Below are 7,504 nucleotides of genomic sequence, written 5' to 3'. Positions count from 1 at the left end.
GGCAAACACTTGAAATGATCGCTGCGAAAAAAGCCGATGTTGTGGTGCAGGTTAAAAAGAATCAGCCCAAGCTATATCAGGCTGTAACCGATCAATTTCAACGCGTATTCGATGCTGGCAAAGAGCAAGCCATAACCGAGGTAAAGCAGCAAGCACATGGTCGCACAGAGACGCGGGTAGTGTATCAACTCAAGCCAAAATTAGACGAAGCGTTAGCAGTGAGTTGGCCGACAATTCGCAGCATCATTGCGGTAGAACGACACAGAACCTGCGGCGGTAAAACCAGTATTGATACCAGCTACTACGTCAGCTCAATGTCACCAAAAAATAAGGTGCTAGGCCACTACATCCGTCAACACTGGCGTATAGAGAACTGTCAGCACTATGTACTAGATGTTGTTTTTAAAGAGGATTCATCAAGAATTTGTCTCGATGGTGCGGTGGAAAATATGGCCCTATTCAGGCGTTTTGTAATGAATATGCTCAAGCAGTGTGAATGCGGCTTACCGAGTCAACGTAGCAAATTGAAAACCGCTGGCTGGAACGACAAATTTAGGGCACAGGTGTTCTTTGGCTTATAAGTAATCAAAGTATGCTCCGCCCCTGCCAGTTAACCAGCCTTTTGACTCACAAAAATAAAATGTAGGTATTGTGAGAAAATATGAACCTGCGAGGAGAAATGAAATGCCACTGAGCTGCTTAAATTTAGGGTTTTTAGTCGCTCGAACAAAGTTAAAGAGTGCCACAAAAAGTAGAATCCATGAGTGCAAACTACTAAGAAACAAGTAAAACAAATAGTGAAAATCGACCACAACTTCAAGCTACCCTGGCTCTCACCTTACTTATAGCCCATTTAATACCTAACCAATCTTTATTGACTAATAGAGAAGTAACCATAATAAAGTCCACAGAAATCACTATATATGAGTATAAATACCATAAGAACCAGCGCGTTACATTTTTATAAATATATGTATCTATAAACATAAAGAAGAACATAACAGTATTAACAGCCAAACCTACCATAATATATAAAACGCCAACTTCGAGCTTTTCATCTTTAAAAAAAGTATGCGAGACTAGAAAAAGAATCAATAAAGTAAAGAGATCAAACAAAGCGAATATTCCGTGAATAGCCGTATTGTAGCTATCAGAAGCAATGATAAAATCACTTACAAAGTAGGAGGTAAATAACAGGATAGAAGAAAAGAGTAGCTGTAAATTTTTCTGGACTTTTAGTATATAAAAAAATAGATGTAGCAGTGAAGCCATCAAGAAGCCCCATATAACAAGGGCTCCTATACTCATACCAAAAAAGTCATAAATTAACATTAATCATTAGTACGGTTCTTTAGACCCAGGCGGAATTATTACGCTTCCACGTGCGCCAGATACCATCTCAAGTTTACTTACAGATTGAATCACCTTATCAGAAAGTAGCTTTACTTGACTAGTTGTTTTAGCTTGATTTTTTCTCGCTAGGATTGTTTTTATCATGAAATTTCCCTCAAAACTTACACTTGGAACCTGGTTCCCAAAAATGAACCATCAAAAAATTATCGAGATTAATTAAGCACAGGGTATGCCAACATTTATTAAGATAAATTCAATCGGTTGATTTATATACAAAAAGAGCGCTTGCTAGCGCTCTTTTTGATTTTATAAAAGCTTAGTGTTAAGCAACAAATTTACATGGAATACTTAAGCTAGATGTTTGTTTTATAATGAAATCCATCGCAATTTCATCACAGTTATCTTTACGCAAGCACAGCTCACAGTCTTTCATCACTTTTTCAGGCAAGCTATCTTTGGTACAGTTGTTAAAACCTTGTTTCATAAAGAAGCCAGGCACTCTAGTTAGCACAATAATACGATTGAGTGCCAATTTTTTGGCTTTCACCAGTAAATGCTCGACTAAAAGTTGCCCTTGTCCCTTTATTTCGCTTTCGGGATTTACACCCAAAGAGCGAATTTCAGCAAGCCCTGTGTCGTAAATATACAAAGATGCACACCCGGTCACTTTGCCATCGACCTCAGTCACCGCAAACTCATTGATACTATGGATCATGTCACTTTTCGCTCGCGGTAGGTTCTCACCTACTTTAGCCCAGTATTGGATCAGCCCAGCAATGGCTTCAACATCATCTAAATTAGCATCACGTACTAAGATTTTTTGCTTTTTTTTTGCCGTTTTAATAGCACTAGTTACTTGTGGCAATGAGGTGCCGCCTAATGCTTTACGAGCGGCAATACAAGCGTCAATTTCGAGTACAGGGTAGACATCCTCTGCAATTACTGCGCTGACTTGCTGGAATTCCTCTAAGCTCAGATCTTCGAGGTTTTGCCCCTTACTAATAGCCAACTGCACTAATTCACCGACGATGTGGTGGCCTTCCCGAAACGGAATTCCCTTAGCAACGAGATAATCCGCAAGCTCAGTTGCATTGGCGTGACCACCTTTTGCCGCCGCTAACGTTTTATCACCATTAACCTTAATGCCTTTAACACATGCTTCTGCCATATGAATACACGCAAGCCAAGTTGGCATGGCATCAAATAGGCCTTCTTTGTCTTCCTGCATGTCTTTGTTATAGGCCAAAGGCAAAGCTTTAAGCGTCATCATCATGCCGCTAAAGGCACCAAAAACTCGGCCCGTTTTGCCGCGGATCAGCTCTAAGGCGTCAGGGTTCTTTTTCTGTGGCATCAAGGATGAGCCGGACGTCACGCTGTCGGCCAGATCAATAAATCCAGATTCACCAGAATTGTAAAATATCAAATCTTCAGCAAAACGAGATAAATGCATCATTGAAATAGACGCACAACTGAGTAGCTCAACCACAAAGTCACGATCAGAGACCGCATCTAAACTATTACGAGAGGCCTCTCTAAAGCCAAGGTTAACGGCCAACACTTCACGGTCGATAGGATAAGCAGTCCCCGCTAGTGCACCTGAGCCAAGTGGGCACACATTTAACCTTTCAAGCGCATCATTTAAGCGCGACTCATCACGCTCAATCATCTCAACGTAAGCCATACACCAATGACTAAAGAGTACAGGCTGAGCACGCTGTAAATGGGTGTAGCCAGGTAAAATAGTACCAAGCTCCTGCTCTGCAAGTGTAACCAAAGCTTGCTTGAGTGAACTCAGTGCCACAAGCAGTTGCTGCGCCGTTTTACGACTCCACAGTCTAAAATCAGTGGCTACTTGGTCGTTACGGCTTCGACCTGTGTGCAGCTTTTTACCTAAATCACCCACTTTGTCGATAAGTTTAGCTTCAACATAAGAATGAATATCCTCATGTCCCGCGGTTGCTACACTACGCGGATCAGCAATCACTTCATCCAAAAGCTGTTTCAGCGCTGAAATGATCTGCTGATGTTCGCTTTCAGTTAATACTTCTACTTGCTTTAGCGCACCCGCCCAAGCGATAGAGCCAACAATATCTTGCTCTGCCAATTGATAATCAAATGGCAGAGAATCATTAAATTGCTTAAATGCCTCATCAGGACCTGATGAAAAACGGCCGCCCCATAATGCCATCTCACTCTCCTACCTTAAGACTGCTTTTGCTTGTTTAACGCCGCTATCCGGCTAGATAGTGAGAATAGACGAATGAATCCCTCCGCATGAGATTGGTCATATACGTCATCTTCACCAAATGTGGCAAAATCTTCGCTGTATAAGCTATTGATTGATTGCTTTTGCACTGCATGTACGTGGCCTTTATAAAGCTTAAGTACCACCTCGCCAGTTGCTTGCTGTGCGAATGACTCTGCAGCAGCTAGAATTGAATCTTTCAGTGGGGTAAACCAGCGACCATCATAAACTAAGTGTGCAAACTCTTCGCTAAGCGCGGTTTTCCATTTGCGACAAGATTTGTCTAAGATCAGCTCATCAATCGCTTGTAACGCAGCCATCATCACAGTGCCTCCCGGTGTTTCATAACAGCCACGAGATTTCATGCCGACCAGGCGGTTTTCAACGATATCCACACGACCAACACCGTGCGGCGCTGCAATCTCGTTTAACTTAACTAGACACTGATAAGGACTGTAACGCTCACCGTTAACACCGGTGATTTCACCCTTTTCGATTAATACCGACACATATTCAGGCTGATCCGGTGCGGCTTCTGGAGAATTAGTCATGGTCCAAACCTGATCGCTTGGCTCATTCCATGGGTCTTCCAATTCACCACCTTCGTGAGAAATATGCCAAGCATTGGCATCACGACTGTAGATTTTAGTAGCAGAGGCTGCACAAGGGATATTACGCTCAGCCAGATAGTCGAGCAGTGATTCACGGCTTGATAGTGACCATTCACGCCATGGTGCAATCACTTTAAGGTCAGGCGCAAGCGCTGAGAAGCAAGATTCAAAACGCACCTGATCGTTCCCCTTGCCTGTACAACCATGAGAAAGTGCATCCGCGCCAACTTTACGAGCGATTTCAACTTGAGCTTTGGCGATAATAGGACGCGCCATTGAAGTACCCAGTAAATATGTCCCTTCATAGATAGCACCAGTTTTTAGGGTTGGATAAATATAGTCGCTAACCATTTCTTCTTTTAAGTCGACGATATAGCACTCAGAGGCACCCGATGCGATTGCCTTTTCTTCAACCCCAACCAGTTCTTCTTCACCCTGACCTACATCGGCAACAAAGGCGACAACTTCACAACCGTAGTTCTCTTTTAACCATGGCACAATCGCTGATGTGTCTAATCCACCAGAGTAAGCCAGTACCACTTTTTTAATCTTGCTCATGTTCTTTAACCTCAAACGTAATCTTTGTTTAACAGCGATACCAGCAATGCGTTTTGGGCATGCATGCGGTTTTCAGCTTGTTGAATAATTTTTGACTTTGGCCCGTCCATCACTTCGGAAGTAATTTCAAACTCACGGTGTGCTGGCTGGCAGTGCAAAATGGTTTGTGCGCCACACGCTTCAACCAATTGTTGGTTGATTTGATATGGCATAAAGGTGTCTTTCACCTGTTCAATTGGCGTTTTATTCCCCATCGAAACCCAAGTATCAGCGTAGAGCACATTGGCGCCAGCCGCCGCTTCTACCCGATCACTGACCAGAACTGAGGCACCATTTACCGCTGCAATTTGTTCAGCTTGCTTTACAATTTGTGCATCTGGAGAATGACCTTTAGGACAAACCGCCACAAAATCAGTACCTAATGTTGCCGCAAGCAACATCAATGAATGTGTTACGTTGTTGCCTTCACCGAGATAAGCGATTTTGATCTGACTGACATCGTCGTAAGTTTCAAATAAGGTGAGAAAATCAGCCAACGCTTGGCAAGGGTGATATAAATCACATAGGCTATTCACAACTGGCACCGACGAAAACTCAGCGAGCGTCTCAAGCGTACTATGATGATTTACACGAGCCACAAGGCCATCGGCCCAAGTCGAAATATTAAGCGCAAAATCTTTTACGGATTCACGCGCCCCCATTGCACCATTTTGCTGATCTAAATACACAGCATGGCCGCCTAATTTGTGGATACCGATATCGAACGACAAACGTGTTCTTAAGCTCGGCTTTTCAAATAGCGTGACTATCGACTTGCCAGCTAAGGCTTGGTTATATTCTTGCGGTTGATTTTTAATATTTTTTGCAAGCTTTAATAAGTTCAAAACTTTAGTTTGGTCTAATTCCAAACCAGTTAAAAAATGCTTAGTCATGATGTTTTCCTACGGCAGAATTTGTGTACCTACGTGCTCACCATTGAGCAACGCAATTAAATTTTCTGGCTTTTGCCAGCTAGAGATGTACACCCCTCGTCGTAAGTGTTGGGCAGCGTGAAGACTGGTCTTAACTTTGACCTCCATCCCGCCCACAATGACCTTTTGCGTGATTAACGTTGAAATCTGTTCCGCGTTAAGTTGATTTAATGGCTGTTTATCGCCATCAAGTACCGCCTCAATGTCAGTCATAAAAATAAGTTCTGCACCAAGTTTACTGGCGATAGCAGCTGCTGCTTCATCCGCATTCACGTTGTATAAATGGCCGTCAGCGCCAATACCTACTGAACTAACAACAGGCAACCTATCAAACTCCAACACTGCTTCAAGCATGCCACCTACACTCGCTTCACAGCTACCCACACGGCCAAGCGCTTTTAGTTTTTGAGTTGTGGTAAACCCTGCATCATATAAGCACAGCCCAACGGGCTTGAGCGTGGCGGTAATGGCGTCCGCCATCAGTTGCTTGTTAGCACAGCCTGCAAGTGCACCAACAATATAGGGCATTTGCTCTTGCGGACTGATCCGCAATCCTTGATGTTTTGCAGTAGCAAAACCGGCATCGGTCAGCCACTTATCAACCAGCGCCCCGCCACCATGAACAATCACAAACTGCTTGTGTGGTGCATCCTGTTGAATTTGCTTGATAGCTGAAAACAATGCTTGCGCTGCACCCTCTTGATTCAACACCGCGCCACCTAGTTTTATCACCCAAGTTTGTTTGCTCATGCTGATACTCCTAAACCTTGATAATGCTCAAGTCCCGCCGCCAAGTTCATACACTGTAATGCTTGGCCTGCAGCCCCTTTAAGCAAGTTATCAATCGCGACAACCACGATCAGTTGATTGCCCTTTTGCTGCCAACCAATATCCACAAAAGGTTGATTTTCAACGGCTTTGATTGATGGAAGTTGACTCCCCTTTAACCTGATCAGCGGCTCATCGGCAAGCACCTGGTAAGCGGCATCGACTTGATTTGGTGTGACATTTTCTTTCAGAGTGACGTAGATCGTTTCCAAGATACCACGCTTAAAATTCCCTAAATGCGGCGTAAACAACACTGGGTGTTCAAGGTATTTTTCTATTTCTGGACTATGTCTGTGCGTAAACAAACCGTATGGTGCAAGAGATACTTCGCAAAAGTGTGTGGCGACATTCGCTTTTCTTCCTGCGCCGGTAACACCAGAAACAGCATTGATGATAACTGGCTGCTCTGTTATCAGATCAGCTTGTTGTAATGGCTTAAGTGCATTGAGTGCCGCAGTCGGATAGCAGCCCGCGACCGCCACTAACTTTGCCGTTTTAATAGCATCGCCATACCATTCAGCTAACCCGTATTGCGCTTGCGCTAACCAGTCTTGATGTGGGTGAGAAAAACCGTAGTAAGTTTCGTAGTCTTCATTGCAAGATAAACGGTAACCTCCAGATAGGTCAAAAACCCGTTTGCCCATCTGTAAAAATACCGGTGCAAGTTCCACGCTAACCTTGTGATCCGTGCATAAACACACATAGTCCGATGATTGCTCTATCAATGAAAAAGCTTGCTCATTTAAGGGTTGCAGCTCAATATCTAGCAAGCCCGAATATTCTGGATATAAATCGCTGATGAATTTGTGTTTGTCTAAGCTTTGCTCAGATACAAAGCAATGCGCAAGTGTGAAGGCAGGATGCTTGGCAACCAGCTTAGCAAGCTCAGCGCCACTGTAGCCGCTCGCTCCGATTATAGATACTTTCAACATAGTGTT

Annotated in this window: 7 protein-coding genes; 1 reads left to right on the top strand and 6 read right to left on the bottom strand. The window is 43.7% G+C overall.

Annotated features, from left to right (window positions below; all coding sequences use genetic code 11):
* Positions 1 to 581 (top strand): ISAs1 family transposase (locus NO992_RS06380; protein ID WP_371375271.1); only part of this gene is annotated, 581 nt, incomplete at its 5' end.
* A 235-nt stretch (positions 582 to 816) separates the two neighbouring features.
* Here the strand turns inward: NO992_RS06380 and NO992_RS06375 are convergent.
* From NO992_RS06375 to argC, 6 genes are all read right to left on the bottom strand, one after another.
* A complete protein-coding gene (locus NO992_RS06375) occupies positions 817 to 1,272 on the bottom strand; it encodes a hypothetical protein (RefSeq protein WP_371375268.1) in 456 nt (151 codons plus the stop codon).
* Between the two features lie 403 nt (positions 1,273 to 1,675).
* Positions 1,676 to 3,541: an argininosuccinate lyase gene (gene argH, locus NO992_RS06370; RefSeq protein ID WP_305777430.1), complete on the bottom strand. Its 1,866-nt coding sequence runs from the start codon at positions 3,539 to 3,541 to the stop codon at positions 1,676 to 1,678.
* Positions 3,542 to 3,555: 14 nt separating this feature from the next.
* The gene (locus NO992_RS06365; RefSeq protein ID WP_010374248.1) at positions 3,556 to 4,767 is read right to left on the bottom strand and encodes an argininosuccinate synthase; all 1,212 of its coding nucleotides are present in this window, start codon (positions 4,765 to 4,767) and stop codon (positions 3,556 to 3,558) included.
* An 11-nt stretch (positions 4,768 to 4,778) separates the two neighbouring features.
* The gene (locus tag NO992_RS06360) at positions 4,779 to 5,699 is read right to left on the bottom strand and encodes an ornithine carbamoyltransferase (RefSeq protein WP_069020557.1); all 921 of its coding nucleotides are present in this window, start codon (positions 5,697 to 5,699) and stop codon (positions 4,779 to 4,781) included.
* A 9-nt stretch (positions 5,700 to 5,708) separates the two neighbouring features.
* On the bottom strand, positions 5,709 to 6,488 hold the full coding sequence (gene argB, locus NO992_RS06355; protein WP_371375264.1) for an acetylglutamate kinase: 780 nt from the start codon (positions 6,486 to 6,488) through the stop codon (positions 5,709 to 5,711).
* Positions 6,485 to 7,495 carry an N-acetyl-gamma-glutamyl-phosphate reductase gene (gene argC / locus NO992_RS06350; protein WP_371375281.1) on the bottom strand — a complete coding sequence of 337 codons (1,011 nt, stop codon included), beginning with the start codon at positions 7,493 to 7,495 and terminating at the stop codon, positions 6,485 to 6,487. Before argC ends, argB begins: the two co-directional genes overlap by 4 nt.
* Positions 7,496 to 7,504: the final 9 nt, after the last annotated feature.

Origin of the sequence: Pseudoalteromonas sp. DY56-GL79, from assembly GCF_041414765.1 — a bacterium.
GTDB classification, from domain to species: Bacteria; Pseudomonadota; Gammaproteobacteria; order Enterobacterales; family Alteromonadaceae; genus Pseudoalteromonas; species Pseudoalteromonas piscicida.
Note: the sequence above shows the minus strand (reverse complement) of the source record. Positions and strands in the feature narration are given on the sequence as shown.

Excerpts from the sequence above, each read along its gene's own strand:
- NO992_RS06375 (WP_371375268.1), bottom strand. The coding sequence starts at position 1,272 with ATGGCTTCACTGCTACATCTATTTTTTTATATACTAAAAGTCCAGAAA.
- argH (WP_305777430.1), bottom strand. The coding sequence starts at position 3,541 with ATGGCATTATGGGGCGGCCGTTTTTCATCAGGTCCTGATGAGGCATTT.
- NO992_RS06365 (WP_010374248.1), bottom strand. The coding sequence starts at position 4,767 with ATGAGCAAGATTAAAAAAGTGGTACTGGCTTACTCTGGTGGATTAGAC.
- NO992_RS06360 (WP_069020557.1), bottom strand. The coding sequence starts at position 5,699 with ATGACTAAGCATTTTTTAACTGGTTTGGAATTAGACCAAACTAAAGTT.
- argB (WP_371375264.1), bottom strand. The coding sequence starts at position 6,488 with ATGAGCAAACAAACTTGGGTGATAAAACTAGGTGGCGCGGTGTTGAAT.